Genomic DNA, 15,975 nt, shown 5'->3' with positions numbered 1-15,975 from the left:
ACGGTTGTGATGTTGTGTTGTTGTGTTTGCAATTGGTCTGCGATTCAGACCACGGTAGCAACGCTACCAATTTTTCACTTCCTGTACATTTACCCTGTCTGTCCATAGTGATTAATGTAGCACCGCCAATTTGCGGTGCTTTTTTTTCGCCTGCGATCTGTTAATGCTCGATCTCTTTCATCTCTTTAACGTCCGTGCGGTTGATCTGCTGCTTGTTCCCGTTAGCATCTTTGTACGAAATCATCCCGGTATCATTATCGGTAGTCGGTTTCCCTTCCGAAACGATAGAACGACCATCGTTGGTGTGCATCACGTAGTTGTTACCAGAACAGGCGCTCAGGGCAAAAGTAAACGCACAGGCAGAAATGATTGCAGCTGTCTTATTCATGATTATTCTCCTTTAGCAATTAATGCTATTCAAACCTCGATTTATAACAGGCTAAAACATCCGCCTAACACTATTTAGCATAACCTGCTTTTTTGAGGTCGTAAGGATAAGCAGACAATTCTGATAGATATCAACCTCCTTGCCCTGCTGCTGAAATTGCGCGACGATCGCTATATTGAAATGAGGAATCCCATGAACGCTTTCAGTCCTGCGCAGTTCCGCGCACAGTTTCCGGCCCTGGCCGATGCCGGTATTTACCTGGATAGCGCCGCCACCGCCCTTAAGCCACAGGCGGTGATTGAGGCCACGCTGCAGTTCTACAGCCTGAGCGCCGGGAACGTGCATCGCAGCCAGTTTGCCGAAGCGCAGCGATTAACCGCGCGCTACGAAGCCGCACGCGATCAGGTCGCGCGCCTGATCAATGCCGAAAGCGGGAAAAACATCGTCTGGACGCGCGGCACGACCGAAGCCATCAATATGGTGGCTCAGTGCTACGCGCGCCCGCTGCTTCAGCCGGGCGACGAGATCGTCGTCAGCGAGGCGGAACATCACGCCAACCTGGTGCCATGGCTGATGGTGGCCGAGCAAACGGGTGCACGCGTGGTGAAGCTTCCACTGGGTGCAGACCTTCTGCCCGACGTAGCCCGTCTCCCCGAGCTGATTACATCCCGTAGCCGCATTATGGCGCTCGGACAGATGTCGAACGTCACGGGAGGTTGCCCGGACCTGGCTCAGGCTATTCGCATAGCCCATGCCAGCGGGATGGTGGTGATGGTCGACGGCGCTCAGGGCGTGGTGCACTATCCCGCTGATGTGCAGGCGCTTGATATCGACTTCTATGCCTTCTCGGGACATAAGCTCTACGGTCCAACCGGTATCGGGGCGCTGTACGGCAAGCCAGAACTGCTGGCAAAAATGACGCCGTGGCTCGGTGGCGGCAAAATGATCGCCGAAGTGTCGTTCGATGGCTTCAAAACGCAGGATGTTCCCTATCGTCTGGAAGCCGGTACGCCGAACGTGGCGGGGGTGATTGGCTTAAGCGCGGCGCTGGAGTGGTTGGCTGAAATCGACATTGTCCAGGCTGAAAGCTGGAGCCGGGGGCTGGCGACGCTGGCAGAGGAAGAGCTCAAAAAGCGCCCGGGATTCCGCTCGTTCCGCGTTCAGGACTCCAGCCTGCTCGCCTTTGATTTTGCGGGCGTTCACCATAGCGACATGGTGACGCTGCTGGCCGGGTACGGCATTGCCCTGCGTGCCGGACAGCACTGCGCCCAGCCGCTGCTGGCGGCGCTCGGCGTTAACGGTACGCTGCGCGCCTCGTTTGCGCCGTATAATACCCAAAGCGACGTCGACGCGCTGGTTGCCGCCGTTGACCGCGCCCTTGAAATACTGGTGGATTAATGACAAGCGCTGCTTTAGCCGGACATCCGTTTGGCACGGTCATCACAGAAGAGACCTTAAAACAGACCTTCGCCCCGCTCCAGCAGTGGGAAGATAAATATCGACAGCTGATCCTGCTGGGTAAACAGCTCCCTGCGCTTTCAGACGATCTCAAGGCGCAGGCGAAAGAGATTGCCGGCTGTGAAAACCGCGTCTGGCTGGGCGTGAGCGTCTCCGGCGAAAAGCTGCACTTCTTTGGCGACAGCGAAGGCCGCATCGTCCGGGGCCTGCTGGCCGTATTGCTGACCGCTGTGGAAGGGAAAAGCGCGGCGGAACTGCTGGCACATTCGCCGCTGGCGTTATTTGATGAGCTGGGGCTGCGCGCGCAGCTCAGCGCCTCGCGCGGTCAGGGGCTGATCGCGCTGAGCGACGCGGTACTGGATGCCGCACGTCAGGCTCAGGCCTGACGTTCCGCCTTCGCCAGCATTTTCTTGAGGGCGTGAGACACAGCCACAAAGCCGAAGGAGGCGGTCACCATGGTGGCCGCACCAAAACCTGAGGCGCAATCCATTCTCTTTGGCCCTTCCGCCGTGCTTTTCATCGCGCAGACTGAGCCATCCGCCTGCGGGTAGACCAGCGCTTCGGTCGAGAACACGCAGTCGACGCCGAGTTTGCCTTTGCTGTTCTTCACCACGTTAAAATCGCTCTTCAGGCGCTCACGCAGCTTGGCCGCCAGCGGATCCTGGATCGTTTTCGCCAGATCGGCCACCTGGATCTGCGTCGGATCGATTTGCCCGCCCGCACCGCCCGTCGTGACCAGCGGCACCTTGTACCGACGGCAGTAAGCGATCAACGCCGCTTTTGGCCGCACGCTGTCGATGGCGTCAATCACATAGCTGTAGCCTTTGCTCATGTACTCCGCGACGTTATCTGCCGTCACAAAGTCGTCGATCACCGTGACCCGACATTCCGGGTTGATCAAACGGATACGCTCCGCCATGACCTCAGACTTCGCCAGTCCGACGTTATCGCGCAGGGCGTGGATTTGACGGTTGGTGTTGGTGACGCAAACGTCATCCATGTCAATCAGCGTGATTGCGCCAATACCGGTTCTCGCCAGCGCTTCTGCCGCCCACGACCCCACACCACCAATGCCCACGACGCAGACGTGCGCATCCGCAAACAGCTGCAGGGCTTTTTCACCATATAAACGTGCCGTCCCGCCAAAACGCTGGCGCCAGGCGTCGCTGATTACCACAGACATAAAACCTCAAATGTAAAAAGGGTGAGGTTTTCCTCACCCTGAACAGTAATCCGTATTGTGCTCAGAATACCACAATCAGCCGCTGAATACGTTTCCAGCTCCCGGAGCTGCCTTCAGTACCCACACGCGTCCGTAGTGGTTATACCAGCCCGCGCGATGGCCTGCGTCAGGGCCAATGCCCTGATAGATGTCAAAGTGCTGGCCTTTAATCGCCCCGCCAACGTCCAGCGCCACCATCAGACGCAGCTCATACTGGCCGTTGAACTTACCGTTATTGTCCAGAAGAGGGACTTCAGCCAGCAGCGTGGTGCCTGCAGGAATAATCGAACGATCCGATGCTACCGACGCGCGGCCAATCAGGGGAACTGCACTCGCTCCTTTCACCGGCGCGAAGTTTTGCGGTTTGAAGAAGACGAACGACGGGTTCTGCTCCAGCAGCTCGCGCACCTCGGCTTCGCTGTGTTTCTCGCCCCACTCGCGGATCGCCTGCATCGACATATCTTCTTTCTTCACTTCGCCGCGGTCGATCAGCACTTTACCGATGCTGCGATAGGCGTGGCCGTTTTTACCGGAATAACTGAAGAAGTTAAGCGGCGACCCGTCGCCAAAATCAATGTAGCCGCTGCCCTGAACGTCCATGATGAAGTTATCCATCAGGGAGTTGCTGTAGGCCAGAACGTAGTTTTCGCTCAGCGCACCGGCGTAGATCTCAGCGCGAGACGGCAGACGACCGCGTTTTGGCGGCATACGATAGATAGGATACTGGAACTCGCCCTGACGCGAGTGTCGTGCCTGGATAACCGGGGTGTAGTAACCGGTAAACTGGACGTTGCCGTAGTTATCGGCCCCTTCCATCTGCCAGGCGTCGATACCAAACTGGCGCATGTTGCGCGTATCGCCGCCTGCTTTAAGCCAGTCCTGGACCGCGTTATACACGCTACTCTGGGCGCCATACAGACGCGGCGACGCGTTGCGGATCTGGTAGACCTGCTCGGAGAAATCACCGGCATTAATCGGTGCGCCGACGGCATCAGGCTGATTAACTAAAGAGAAAGGCTGGGATAACTTCCCGTCTTTATACTGTTGACCGCGATCGGTCGGTTTGGAAGAACAGGCCGCAAGAATCGCTACCATTGCGCCCGCCATCAGATACTTCGCCCAACGTCCTTTCATTATATCTCGTCTTTAAGTTGCCCATTTCCGCGTGATGAAGATAACAAACCGCCAGGGCTAATGAAATGCGATCGCATGCCCTTTGGCAAATTTTGCGCAAAAAATAGTCCGAACAGAGCCATGTCGTTCAATTTGCATACAAAATCATGATTTATGTGAAAAAGGGGTTGCATCACAAACCTATCCGAGTATAGTGCGCATCCACGGACGCGGGGTGGAGCAGCCTGGTAGCTCGTCGGGCTCATAACCCGAAGGTCGTCGGTTCAAATCCGGCCCCCGCAACCAATTAAAATTTGATGAAGTATCTTCTACGACTGTAGAAAGACGGACGCGGGGTGGAGCAGCCTGGTAGCTCGTCGGGCTCATAACCCGAAGGTCGTCGGTTCAAATCCGGCCCCCGCAACCAATCAAATTTGAAGAAGTAAGTTTCTACACGAGTAGAAAGACGGACGCGGGGTGGAGCAGCCTGGTAGCTCGTCGGGCTCATAACCCGAAGGTCGTCGGTTCAAATCCGGCCCCCGCAACCAACACTTCTGAAAACAATAAACACCCTCAAGGGTGTTTTTTTGTATCTGTCGTTTGTGCATTTGCCGGGCGTTTACCCGGCTGAAAGCATTATCCGCGTCGCGCCAGCGTCGCCCCGTCAGAGAAATACGCCCGTATCCCCGCCAGAATCGACTCCGCAACCTCCTGCTGGAATTTTGCCGTCTTGAGCTTACGCTCCTCTTCGACGTTACTGATAAAGGCGGTTTCAACCAGAATGGACGGGATATCCGGTGCCTTGAGTACCGCAAACCCGGCCTGTTCAACGCTGTTTTTATGCAGCTTATTGATGTTCCCCAGCTTGCCCAGCACCGCTTTACCAAACTTCAGGCTGTCGTTAATGGTCAGCGACTGCACCATATCGAACATGGTGTGGTCAACGTAGCGGTCGCCGCTTTTGCTCACGCCACCAATCAGGTCAGAGGCGTTCTGGCTGTCAGCCAGGAATCTTGCTGCGGTACTGGTCGCGCCTTTGGTTGAGAGCGCGAACACCGACGAGCCGCTTGGCTGGCGGCTGGTAAAGGCATCCGCATGGATCGACACGAACAAATCGGCGCGCTGCTTCTGCGCTTTCGCCACCCGGACCTTCAGCGGAATAAAGATATCTTCATTGCGCGTCATATAGGCGCGCATATTGCCTTCTTTATCAATCAACGCCTTCAGGCGGCGGGCAATTTGCAGCACCACGTCTTTTTCACGCGTGCGGTATTTCCCCACCGCGCCGGAGTCTTCGCCGCCGTGGCCGGGATCGAGCATGATCACAATCGGACGATCGCGCCCTGCTTTTCCGGGCTGCGGACCGCTTTGCGCAGGCGGCACCTGACGCTGAAGATCGCCCTTGTTGTAGTCTTCCAGCAGAGCGAGAAGCGGATCCTGGATATCCGTTGCGTTGGCCGGGTAGAGATCCATCACCAGACGCTCTTTAAACGTCGCAACGGGCGCCAGGGCGAACAGCTGCGGCTTAACGTTCTGTTTAAGCTCAAACACCATGCGCACGGTTTGCGGATCAAACTGCCCGACGCGCGCCGATTTAATAAACGGATCGTCGCCGCGGATCTGCGCCGCCATCCCTTTCAGCACGGAGTTGAGGTTAACGCCTTCGAGATCCACCACCACGCGTTCCGGGTTGCTGAGGGCAAATTGCTTATATTTCAGCACGCGATTGGATTCGACCGTCACGCGCGTATAGGTCGACGACGGCCAGACGCGCACCGCCACCACCTGACTCGTGGCGGCAAGACCGACCTGACTGACGCTAAGCAACCACATTGCCCCGGCCCCTTTTAACAAACGGCGGCGGCTTATTGCTGAATTGGATCCCGACATGCTTCTCCCGAGCAAGAACACTGACTGATATACAAAATGTCCAAATTGACCGAAAACTTTAACGAATGACGCATAAACTGTCATCTATAAAAGGGTAAACAATCATACGCTAACGCACGGATTACTTACCAATTTCTGTGGGTCGCGGAAAATTTGCGCTTGCACACGCGGCCACAATCGAATAAAAATACAGAAATTACGAATAAACATTCATTAAGGGTTGTGCCATGGTGAAGGAACGTAGAACCGAACTGGTCCAGGGATTCCGCCATTCTGTTCCCTATATCAACGCCCATCGGGGAAAAACGTTTGTCATCATGCTTGGCGGCGAAGCCATTGAGCATGAAAATTTTTCCAGCATCGTCAATGACATTGGCCTGCTGCACAGCCTCGGGATCCGCCTGGTGGTGGTGTATGGCGCGCGTCCGCAGATCGACGCCAACCTGGCCGCTCACCACCACGAGCCGATTTACCATAAACATACCCGCGTCACCGATGCCAAAACCCTGGAGCTGGTGAAACAGGCGGCGGGTCTGCTGCAGCTGGATATTACCGCGCGTCTCTCCATGAGCCTGAACAATACGCCGCTGCAGGGCGCGCATATCAACGTCGTGAGCGGCAACTTTATCATTGCCCAGCCGCTCGGCGTGGACGATGGCGTGGATTACTGCCACAGCGGCCGTATTCGTCGTATTGATGAAGAAGCTATTCACCGCCAGCTGGACAGCGGTGCCATCGTGCTGATGGGCCCGGTCGCCGTTTCCGTGACCGGCGAAAGCTTTAACCTGACGTCCGAAGAGATCGCCACGCAGCTGGCGATCAAGCTGAAGGCGGAAAAAATGATTGGGTTCTGCTCCTCCCAGGGCGTCGTGGACGGTGAAGGAACAATCGTACCGGAACTCTTCCCGAATGAAGCCCAGGCCCGCGTGGAAGCGCTGGAAGCCGAAGGCGATTACCACTCCGGCACCGTCCGCTTCCTGCGTGGCGCCGTGAAGGCCTGCCGCAGCGGCGTGCGCCGCAGCCACCTGATCAGCTATCAGGAAGACGGGGCCCTGCTGCAGGAGCTGTTCTCCCGCGACGGTATTGGTACGCAGATTGTGATGGAGAGTGCGGAGCAGATCCGCCGCGCCACCATCAATGACATCGGCGGCATTCTGGAGCTGATCCGCCCGCTGGAACAGCAGGGCATTCTGGTACGTCGCTCACGCGAACAGCTGGAGATGGAGATCGATAAATTCACCATTATTCAGCGCGATAACCTGACCATTGCCTGCGCCGCGCTCTATCCGTTCCCGGAAGAGAAGATCGGTGAAATGGCCTGCGTGGCGGTGCATCCTGATTACCGTAGCTCTTCACGCGGCGAAATGCTGCTTGAACGCGTGGCGGCACAGGCGCGCCAGATGGGGCTGAGCAAGCTGTTCGTCCTGACGACGCGCAGCATTCACTGGTTCCAGGAGCGCGGATTCACGCCGGTGGATATCGATTCTCTGCCGGAAACGAAGAAAGAGATGTACAACTATCAGCGTCGTTCAAAGGTGCTGATGGCTGACCTGGGATAATACAACGCTTGCCGGGTCGCGCTGCGCGTACCCGGCCTGCATGTCTGGCGTTGTTCAGAGTGACTCAAATATCGCGCCCAGTCCGCTTCGGCGTTCCGTTCGGGTGGCGATCGCCTGCACCAGCACCCGTTCATCGGCATACAGCGACAGACGCTGACGCGCGCGCGTAATGGCGGTATAGATCAGCTCGCGGGTAACGACGGGTGAAAGCTGCGTGGGCAGGATCAGCGCCGCATGGTTAAACTCGGAGCCCTGGGATTTGTGCACCGTCATCGCCCAGGCGGTTTCATGCTCGGGCAAACGGCTGGGCTGGAAGGACTTCACACTCCCGTCCGGCATCTGGAACCAGACGCGCAGGCCCTGACCGCAGTCGAGCGCAATCCCGATATCCCCATTAAACAATCCCAGCGCGCTGTCGTTGCGGGAGATCATCACCGGTCGCCCTTCATACCAGCGCGAGTGCAGGGTGCGGTTAATTTTGCGTTTTTGCGCCAGCAGTTGTTCCAGCCTGTCGTTCAAACCCCTGACGCCAAAGGGGCTTTCCCTCAGCGCACAGAGCAGCTGGTATTCGCCAAACGCGGCAATGACCTGCTCCGGCGTACTTTGCTGTTGTACGCCCGTCAGAAAGTGCTGGTACCCCTGCAGGGCATCGTCCAGCATCGCCTGATACTCTTCCCCGCTTTGCAGCGATTTTTTCTCAATATCCGTAAAGGTACCGTCAAATACCGCTGTGGTGGTGCGCCGGTCGCCCCGGTTCACCGCCGCCGCAAGCTGGCCGATGCCGGAGTCGCTGCCGAAACGGTAGCTTTTTTGCAGCAGACACAGGCTGTCGCGCAGCGCCCCTGCGAGCGAATGGTTTTCAGACGTGAGCGAACATCCGGTGAGACGGGCCAGCTCCTGCGCGCGTTCCGCGGTATATCCCAGGCTGGCATAGGTACAGATATCCCCCAATACGGCCCCGGCCTCAACGGAGGCAAGCTGGTCGCGATCGCCGAGGAAAATGACGCGCGCGTGAGGCGGGAGCGCATCGATCAAACGCGACATCATCGTCAGGTCAATCATCGACGCTTCATCCACGACCAGCACGTCAAGGTGCAGTGGGTTACCGGCATGATAGCGCAGACGCTGGCTACCCGGCTGTGCGCCAAGCAAACGGTGCAGCGTGCTCGCTTCATTGGGGAAAAGCGCAAGCTGCTCCCCGGTTAGCGGCAGTTTTTGCAGCGCGCCGCCTAACGACTCCGTCAGACGTGCCGCCGCTTTACCGGTGGGGGCGGCCAGGCGAATACGGCACTTTTTCTCACCCGATAGCTGGATCAGCGCGGCAAGCAGTTTTACCACAGTGGTCGTTTTCCCGGTGCCCGGGCCGCCAGAAATCACCGAGATCCGTCGCGTTAAGGCCACGGCTGCCGCCACTTTCTGCCAGTTTGTCTCGTCGTCAGAGGTAAACAGCGTATCCAGCGTTTGCCGGAGCTGCGCTTCATCGCAGGGAAGCGGGGCGTTGGTCTCGCTGAAGAAGCGCGCTACCGTCAGTTCGTTACGCCACAGCCGGTTAAGATACAAACGCTCGCCGACAAGGATCATCGGCGTCCCGGTATCGGCTCCGCTCACGGCAGGCGAGCCGAGTAATATCCCCTGCCAGTCCACTTCGTCACCCAGCAGCGCGAAACACGCCTGTAAAGCCGGAGGCATTTTCTCATCCACCGCCAGACGCGACAGCGGCAGACATACGTGCCCTTCCCCCGCGTCTTTACTCAGAATGGCCGCGGCCAGCATGACGGCAGGCTCCTCGCCTGCCACCATCATGGCGAACTGCACATCCAGGTGACGCAGTAATCGTTGTTCAACCGCGTCCAGCAGTAGCGCCTGCATCGTCATGCTACCTCCTCCGTGCTTGCAGCAAACAGGTTATCCATTTTTTCAATCAGTTCCGCAGCCGGACGCGTGCTAAAGACGCCGGAACGCGGGTCGTTACCATCCACTCCGCGCAGGAACAGGTAAATGACGCCGCCAAAATGCGTTTCGTAGCGGTAATCGGCCATGCGATGACGCAGGTAACGGTGCAGCGCAAGGGTGTAAAGCTGGTACTGCAGATCGTAGCGATGCATTTGCATGGCAGAGGCCATCGCGTCCTGGGTGTAGGCTTCGCTGCTTTCACCCAGCCAGTTCGATTTGTAGTCCAGCAGGTAGTAGCGCCCTTCGTGGCGGAAAACCAGGTCGATAAAGCCTTTGAGCATCCCCTGCACCTGGCGGAAGTTCAGCGGCGGGCATCCGGCGGATAACGGATCGTACTCGCGGATCAGGGCATCAAGCGCCTCGGCCCTGAGCGGGCTGGCGATGGGGAGATAAAACTCCATCTCCACCTGCTTATCTTTGGCAGTCAACTGGTTCAGCGAGATCCCCTGCGTCGTGAGCGGCGCGTGCAGTACCGCGCGGATCCAGTCGGTGAGAACCGGCTGCCACTGCGCGTCGTAGCCGCCACTCTGTAACATTTTCAGCACCCACTCTTCGGAAACCGGCTGGGTAAAATCCAGCTCTTCAAACAGGCTGTGCAAAAACGTGCCCGGCGAGGCGCCGCGCGGGAACTGGTGCGGCGTGAGCACCGGCTCAGCGGGTACGCTACCGGCTCCTGCGGCATCCACGTCCAGTTTTGGCATCAGATCCTGCGCAATACTCTGCCCGTGCTGCTGCAAACCGGAGTAGCTGGTGACGCGCCAGTCGTCGGCAATGGTACGCACAACCTGGCGGGCATGGAGATCTGACTCACGCAGATCCGGCATCTGCCAGCGGCTGTTGTCGGGCTGCGACGGAATATGCAGGGCAACATGCTCCGTGCAAAGCGATTCGATGCACTGGCGCAGGCCCACCGCATCTTTGGGTTCGCCGTGCTGAATAAGCCGCCCCAGCGCGCTCAGATGAAAATCACTCTCCCCGCTCTTTTCGCCACGGCGACGGAACAGCGGCGCAACGCCCAGGCTGCAGTGCCAGACCGAACGGGTCAGCGCCACGTAAAGCAGGCGCAGGTCTTCCGCCAGACGCTCGGCTTCGGCCAGCTCAACGCTGGACTCCGCGTTGCTGAGATCGAGCACCGCCTCAAAAGACTCGCGATCGTGGTAAAAGGCCTGATCCTGCACGCGATAATTGGCGATAAACGGCAGCCAGACCAGCGGATATTCCAGGCCTTTCGACTTGTGAATGGTGACGATCTGCACCAGATGTTTATCACTCTCAAGGCGCATCTGCTGGCTGGACGAATTACTGTTCGGATCGGCAATTTGCTGCGCCAGCCAGCGTACCAGGGCGTGTTCGCTCTCCAGCTGCGTACCGGCTTCCTGCAGCAGTTCGCTGATATGTAAAATATCGGTCAAACGGCGCTCGCCGCCTGCTGTCGCCAGCATATTCTCCGCAATGTGGCGCTGCGCCATGAGCTCACGCACCATCGCCATGACTCCACGCTTCTGCCATTTTTCGCGGTAGCGAACAAACTCTTCTACCACGGCATCCCACGCGGCTTCGTCATTGTTGAGCGCATCAATATCCCGCGCGTTCAGCCCGAGCATCGCGCTCGCTAATGCGCTACGCAGCGTGCTTTCCCGCTCCGGAGCCAGCACGGCCTGCAGCAGCCATAGCATCTCCTGCGCTTCCAGCGTTTCAAAGACGCTGTCGCGGTTTGAGAGATAGACGGAGGGGATATTCAGTAACGTCAGAGCGTCGCGGATGAGCGCGGCCTCCTGACGGCTGCGCACCAGCACCGTGATATCGGATGCCTTTACCGGGGTTGGTTTATCCCCCTTCCACAGCAGCGCTTTACCGTGCGCGCCCGCACTGAGCCAGTCGCGGATTTGTGCGGCACTGTGCTGGGCCATGGCATTTTGATAGTCGGCAACGCCGCAGCCTTCCCCGTCCAGCAGCCAGAAGTTCATGGCAGGCTGCGTCTCGCCGTTGAACTCGAAGCGCAACGAGGCATTTTTCTCGGCGAACTTTACCGGCTGAAACGGGATCTCCCGGAACATAAACGCCGTATCCATGCGGCTGAAGAGCGCGTTGACGCTTTCCACCATGCCGGGAGAGGAGCGCCAGTTAGTATCAAGCGTGTAGTGCGCATCAACTTCGCTACGGGCTTTCATGTAGGTGAAAATATCCGCACCGCGGAAGGCATAAATGGCCTGTTTCGGATCGCCGATTAACAACAGCGCGGTACCGGGCTGCTGGCGCCAGATACGGCGGAAAATGCGGTATTGCTGAGGGTCGGTATCCTGAAATTCGTCAATCATCGCCACCGGGAAGCGGGTGCGGATCGCGGCGGCAAGCGCTTCGCCATTTTCACTGCACAGCGCCGCATCGAGGCGGCTCAGCATATCGTCAAACCCCAGTTCACCCCGGCGGCGTTTCTCACGCGCGACGGCGTCGCGAATTTCCGTCATGGCGCGGGTAATCATCAGATCGTTGAGCGTTAAGGGCTCAGCCAGCAGGGTTTCAATCGCCACAAACAGAGGATGCTCAGGCACAATGCCGTCGGCTTTGGTCCGCTCAGCCAGGAAACGTTGGGAGAATTTCTCCAGCGCATCCGGGAGCTGGTAGCCTCGCGTCTCCTCCTGCGCCCAGGCGCTGATCTTGTCGATCCATTTCCCCTGATTGCCACGGTTAAACTTGCGTCGATCAATCCCGGAATTTTCGATGATGGCGTCAATCTCGCCAACGGACTCAATCCATTTTTGCTTGATATCGGCAATTCTCGCGATGATTTTTTCATGGCGTGAGGCCAGGGTTTCATCTGCAGGCGGCGGGGATTTGATGACCGGTGCTTCACCCTGCAGATAACGATCGATAGCGCGCAGCAGCGCCTCCGGGCCCTTCCACAGCGCATGTACCGCTTCGGCGATATCGCGCTGTAACGGGTAGCAGTGGCGACGCCAGAAATCCGCGCAGGCCTGATAGCGAAGCACGGATTCATCTTCAATAAGCTGCTGTTCAAACAGCATGCCGGATTCAAACGCATTCAGGCTCAGCATACGCTGGCAAAAACCGTGAATGGTGAAGACGGACGCTTCATCCATCTGCCGTTCAGCGAGCAATAGCCACTGGGCTGCCTGTTGCTTATCGGCAATTTCTTCCAGAAGGCTCGCGTAGAGAGGGTTATCCGTGCTCTGACGCAGACAGGCGATGCGCAGCTCGTGGATATTGCTGCGAATACGGCCCCGCAGCTCAGCGGTGGCAGCCTCGGTGAAGGTCACCACCAGCAGTTCCTCCACGCTCAAAGGACGTGGAAAAGCGGCGTTGCCGCCAAGCCCCAGCAGCAGACGCAGGTACAGAGCGGCAATGGTGAAGGTTTTTCCCGTTCCCGCTGAGGCTTCAATCAATCGTTCACCCTGCAGAGGTAAACGTAAGGGATCAAGGGACTCAGCGGTATCGGTCATTCTTTCTTACTCCAGGGCATAGATTGCTGCAGCGCGCTGACGCTCTTCCAGACTTTCCAGCCTTTCGGGTTCACGTACTCCGTTTTCCCGTTCTGGCTACCGGAAACCTGAGACAGGATGGTGATTCCCTGCGGCTTAATGACCGCCTGATGGAAGAAGTCGGCAACCTTCTGCGGCGTCAGCTGTTTTATCTCGGCCACTACTTTATCACGCGAATCAAATTTCAGATTACCGCGATCGAAATCTTTGCTCAGCTGCGAAGCTTCTTCACCCAGCGTCTGCGGCGGCTGCATCACCTGTGCGATGACGGCCTGCTGGATCTGCGCAAACTCTTCCGGCTTCATTGCGCGCAGTTTCGCTTCCACCTGCGGGAAGAAGGCCTGGTAACGCTTCCAGAGATACGCCGGCTGTTTATCGCTGCTTTGCAGCAGGAAACCCAGCCCCCACTGTCGGCCTACGTTCATGGAGAAGGCAAACACCGCGTAGCCAAGCTGCTCCTCTGTGCGTAACTGGTTATAGAACCACGGCTGAATAATTTGCCCCAGTACGGCACTCTGCGCCGAGCTGGCGAATTCATCATAGCCCGTGGGCACAAATACCGCGGCCAGCGCGGAATCCGTGCTGTTACCCGCCTTTTCAAAAATCACATTCTGTTTTTTCTCAACCAGCACGTCCTGGTTGCGGCACCACTCGTCGCCTTTCGAACCGAGCTGAGTGCGCACATTCTCCGCCAGGGTTTTGGCCTGATCCTCACTCATGTTGCCGACGATCAGGAACTCCGGACGCGTGTTGGTTTTCAGCGCGTCACGGTAAGCCAGTACGTCTTTTAAGGTGATCGAAGGCAACAGCGCGCGGCGGTCCTCTCGCTGGAAATAAGGAACTTGCGACAGCATTTGCGCCGGCATAAGCGCCAGATCGTAAGCTTTGCCCTTCTCCGCAGAATCCATCATCTGCGCATACCACGATTTTGCCTGTTCAAGCTGCTCTTCCGTCGGCGTGTAGCTGAAATACCCTTCCAGCAGTGCCTGGAACAGCTGAGGCAAACGCTGGGTATAGCCGTTTGCATTGAGCATCAAACCGTTGTTGGCGTTGGTGGAGAAACTGATGCCGCCCACGGCCGCCTGGTTGCTAAGCTGATCGAGCGCAATCCCGGCGAGATAGTCATTGAGCGCGAACATCACCTGATTTTTAGCGCTGTTCATCGCTTTCGGGTTACGCAGCACCACGCTGACATCGGCCTTTGGCTCGCTTGCGAAGTAGCGGCTGGGGGTGTACACCACGCGCAGCGTCGGTTCATCAACGATGAGCGCCGGGTGCGGGTAATCTTTAGTCGTTTTGGTCAGCGAGAAGTCATCCGGAATATAGGGGTTCAGCTCCGGCAGCTTCAACGCAATCTCCCCGGCCTTCTTCTGCCAGTCGGCGAAGGTCTGCGCGCTGATTTTGTCCACCTGATAAGGAGCATCGACAAAATACGCCGTCTTGTTATGCGGTTCGTTCGGGCTGATGTACCAGATGCGGGCATTCTCCGGCGTCATCATCGCCAGGCGGGCTTTTACCGCATCGGCATCATAGCGGTCGGCAATATTGACCGCATCGAGGGTGTGTTCCACCGGCACGCGGATCATGGTATCCGCCAGCCACTCAACGTAATCCATATCGCGGGTAATGGACGGGTAACGGAAATCGAGATCCAGCACGTGGGCAAGCTCATCAAAGTAGCGCTTATCGACGCCTTTCTCACGCAGTAAAGAGAGGTAGCTGAAGATCGCCGCCACCACTTCGTCACGGTTTGCCAGGCCCTTGTCGGTCAGGGTGGCGGAGATCGCCAGCACGCCGCTATTGCCGTTCACAACCGGATCGGAGTCGGCGCGAATACCTTCCACCAGCCCCTGTTTTTGCAGCCAGTCAGAAAGCGTACCCAGGCTACGGTTACCTATCAGATAGGTCACCAGCTCATCGGTTTTACTGCGAAACTGTGCGGTGTTGTTATCGATGCGGAATTCCACGCGCAGCACTTTGCGCGGCAGCGCAGGCACGTAGTGGATCACGATGCCCTTTTGCGCATCCGTGACCACCGGTACGTCTATCTGCGGCAGGTCGATATTTTTATTCGGCACCCGGCCAAACGTTTTAGCCGCCATGCCTGCCAGTTCTGGCAACGGTTTATTGCTGTAGATGACCGCTTTCATCAGGTTGGCGGAGTAGTATTTATCGCGAAACGCGTGCAGGGCATCAAGCACCGGGCTGTTCGGTTTGTCGCTTAACGTCTCAAGGTTACCGCCGGAGAAGCGCGAACCCGGGTGCGCAGGGTTGATGGTTTCGGCGCTGACCTGGGCCATGCGCATACCGTCTCGCGTGCGGGCAAGGGTCAACTCAGCATTGACGGCATTGCGTTCACGGTCGGCATATTTTTTATCCAGCAGGGGGGCGGCGATGGAATCAGCAAGGCGATCGACCGCGCCTTCCAGCGCATCATTTTCGACTTCAAGATAAAAGGCCGTGCGGTACGGTGCCGTACTGGCATTGTGGCTGCCGCCATGCATTTTCAAAAATTCGGACAGGCTATCCGGCTGCGGGTATTTTTTTGACCCCATCAGCGTCATATGTTCCAGATAGTGTGCAAGCCCAGGATGCGCGTCAGGATCTTCCAGCGATCCAACCGGCACCACTAATGCCGAGAGGGACTTCACCGCCTGCGGATCGGAAACCAGCAGCACGGTCATGCCGTTATCAAGACGAATAGCCTGATATTGACGGGTATCTTTTTCGCTTTTACGAATAGTTTCCTGAACGGGTTGCCAACCGGAGTCTGCCTGAGTGACAGGTACCCAGAGGGCGAAAAACAAAACAAACGCTTTAAACAAGGTGCTACCTCTTTATCACGGCTACATCATTAATACATTGCGTGCTGGACACGCCAACATCTCTTTA

The 15,975-nt window shown here is 57.4% G+C and carries 10 protein-coding genes and 3 tRNA genes; 6 read left to right on the top strand and 7 right to left on the bottom strand.

All coding sequences use genetic code 11. The annotated features are described in order from the left end of the window. Positions 1 to 160 precede the first annotated feature (160 nt). Positions 161 to 388: a YgdI/YgdR family lipoprotein gene (locus tag M2422_RS18785; RefSeq protein ID WP_008499648.1), complete on the bottom strand. Its 228-nt coding sequence runs from the start codon at positions 386 to 388 to the stop codon at positions 161 to 163. 192 nt (positions 389 to 580) lie between these two features. Between M2422_RS18785 and csdA the strand changes: the two genes are divergently transcribed. Both csdA and csdE read left to right on the top strand, forming a co-directional pair. Next, a complete protein-coding gene (gene csdA / locus M2422_RS18780; protein ID WP_064673505.1) occupies positions 581 to 1,786 on the top strand; it encodes a cysteine desulfurase CsdA in 1,206 nt (401 codons plus the stop codon). Beyond that, entirely contained in the window at positions 1,786 to 2,232 is a 447-nt protein-coding gene (gene csdE / locus M2422_RS18775) for a cysteine desulfurase sulfur acceptor subunit CsdE (protein ID WP_023333259.1), read from the top strand. The genes csdA and csdE overlap by 1 nt, the downstream gene beginning before the upstream one ends. Here csdE and tcdA read toward each other — a convergent pair. Next, positions 2,223 to 3,029, bottom strand: coding sequence for a tRNA cyclic N6-threonylcarbamoyladenosine(37) synthase TcdA (tcdA, locus tag M2422_RS18770; RefSeq protein ID WP_048979243.1), 807 nt, complete (start codon positions 3,027 to 3,029; stop codon positions 2,223 to 2,225). The genes csdE and tcdA overlap by 10 nt on opposite strands. Before the next feature lie 75 nt (positions 3,030 to 3,104). Beyond that, positions 3,105 to 4,202 carry a murein transglycosylase A gene (mltA, locus tag M2422_RS18765; RefSeq protein WP_033146436.1) on the bottom strand — a complete coding sequence of 366 codons (1,098 nt, stop codon included), beginning with the start codon at positions 4,200 to 4,202 and terminating at the stop codon, positions 3,105 to 3,107. A gap of 208 nt (positions 4,203 to 4,410) precedes the next feature. Here mltA and M2422_RS18760 point away from each other — a divergent pair. The 3 genes from M2422_RS18760 (at position 4,411) to M2422_RS18750 (ending at position 4,729) form a co-directional block, all read left to right on the top strand. Then, positions 4,411 to 4,487: transfer RNA gene (locus M2422_RS18760), tRNA-Met, on the top strand. 44 nt (positions 4,488 to 4,531) lie between these two features. After that, positions 4,532 to 4,608 (top strand) — tRNA-Met (locus M2422_RS18755). Between the two features lie 44 nt (positions 4,609 to 4,652). Then, positions 4,653 to 4,729 (top strand) — tRNA-Met (locus M2422_RS18750). An 88-nt stretch (positions 4,730 to 4,817) separates the two neighbouring features. Here the strand turns inward: M2422_RS18750 and amiC are convergent. Continuing rightward, complete coding sequence (amiC, locus tag M2422_RS18745; protein WP_029740496.1) at positions 4,818 to 6,071, bottom strand: N-acetylmuramoyl-L-alanine amidase AmiC; 1,254 nt, start codon at positions 6,069 to 6,071, stop codon at positions 4,818 to 4,820. 227 nt (positions 6,072 to 6,298) lie between these two features. Here amiC and argA point away from each other — a divergent pair, with 227 nt between their 5' ends. Continuing rightward, positions 6,299 to 7,630: an amino-acid N-acetyltransferase gene (gene argA / locus M2422_RS18740; protein ID WP_039263334.1), complete on the top strand. Its 1,332-nt coding sequence runs from the start codon at positions 6,299 to 6,301 to the stop codon at positions 7,628 to 7,630. Positions 7,631 to 7,684: 54 nt separating this feature from the next. Here argA and recD read toward each other — a convergent pair whose 3' ends face one another. Genes recD through ptrA form a run of 3 tightly spaced genes read right to left on the bottom strand, consistent with a single transcriptional unit; the run spans position 7,685 to position 15,908 of the window. Then, the gene (gene recD, locus M2422_RS18735; protein WP_064673504.1) at positions 7,685 to 9,505 is read right to left on the bottom strand and encodes an exodeoxyribonuclease V subunit alpha; all 1,821 of its coding nucleotides are present in this window, start codon (positions 9,503 to 9,505) and stop codon (positions 7,685 to 7,687) included. After that, positions 9,502 to 13,044 carry an exodeoxyribonuclease V subunit beta gene (gene recB, locus M2422_RS18730; protein ID WP_064673503.1) on the bottom strand — a complete coding sequence of 1,181 codons (3,543 nt, stop codon included), beginning with the start codon at positions 13,042 to 13,044 and terminating at the stop codon, positions 9,502 to 9,504. Before recB ends, recD begins: the two co-directional genes overlap by 4 nt. Next, positions 13,041 to 15,908 (bottom strand): pitrilysin, encoded by a 2,868-nt coding sequence (gene ptrA / locus M2422_RS18725; RefSeq protein ID WP_064673502.1) that lies wholly within the window; start codon positions 15,906 to 15,908, stop codon positions 13,041 to 13,043. The genes recB and ptrA overlap by 4 nt, the downstream gene beginning before the upstream one ends. Between the last annotated feature and the right edge of the window lie 67 nt (positions 15,909 to 15,975).

Source organism: Enterobacter sp. SLBN-59, from assembly GCF_024807915.1.
Lineage (GTDB): Bacteria > Pseudomonadota > Gammaproteobacteria > Enterobacterales > Enterobacteriaceae > Enterobacter > Enterobacter asburiae_B.
This window is presented reverse-complemented; position numbering and strand designations above follow the sequence as displayed.

What these genes read in the sequence shown, in the direction of transcription:
- M2422_RS18785 (WP_008499648.1), bottom strand. Translation starts at nt 388, where the DNA reads ATGAATAAGACAGCTGCAATCATTTCTGCCTGTGCGTTTACTTTTGCC.
- csdA (WP_064673505.1), top strand. Translation starts at nt 581, where the DNA reads ATGAACGCTTTCAGTCCTGCGCAGTTCCGCGCACAGTTTCCGGCCCTG.
- csdE (WP_023333259.1), top strand. Translation starts at nt 1,786, where the DNA reads ATGACAAGCGCTGCTTTAGCCGGACATCCGTTTGGCACGGTCATCACA.
- tcdA (WP_048979243.1), bottom strand. Translation starts at nt 3,029, where the DNA reads ATGTCTGTGGTAATCAGCGACGCCTGGCGCCAGCGTTTTGGCGGGACG.
- mltA (WP_033146436.1), bottom strand. Translation starts at nt 4,202, where the DNA reads ATGAAAGGACGTTGGGCGAAGTATCTGATGGCGGGCGCAATGGTAGCG.
- amiC (WP_029740496.1), bottom strand. Translation starts at nt 6,071, where the DNA reads ATGTCGGGATCCAATTCAGCAATAAGCCGCCGCCGTTTGTTAAAAGGG.
- argA (WP_039263334.1), top strand. Translation starts at nt 6,299, where the DNA reads ATGGTGAAGGAACGTAGAACCGAACTGGTCCAGGGATTCCGCCATTCT.
- recD (WP_064673504.1), bottom strand. Translation starts at nt 9,505, where the DNA reads ATGACGATGCAGGCGCTACTGCTGGACGCGGTTGAACAACGATTACTG.
- recB (WP_064673503.1), bottom strand. Translation starts at nt 13,044, where the DNA reads ATGACCGATACCGCTGAGTCCCTTGATCCCTTACGTTTACCTCTGCAG.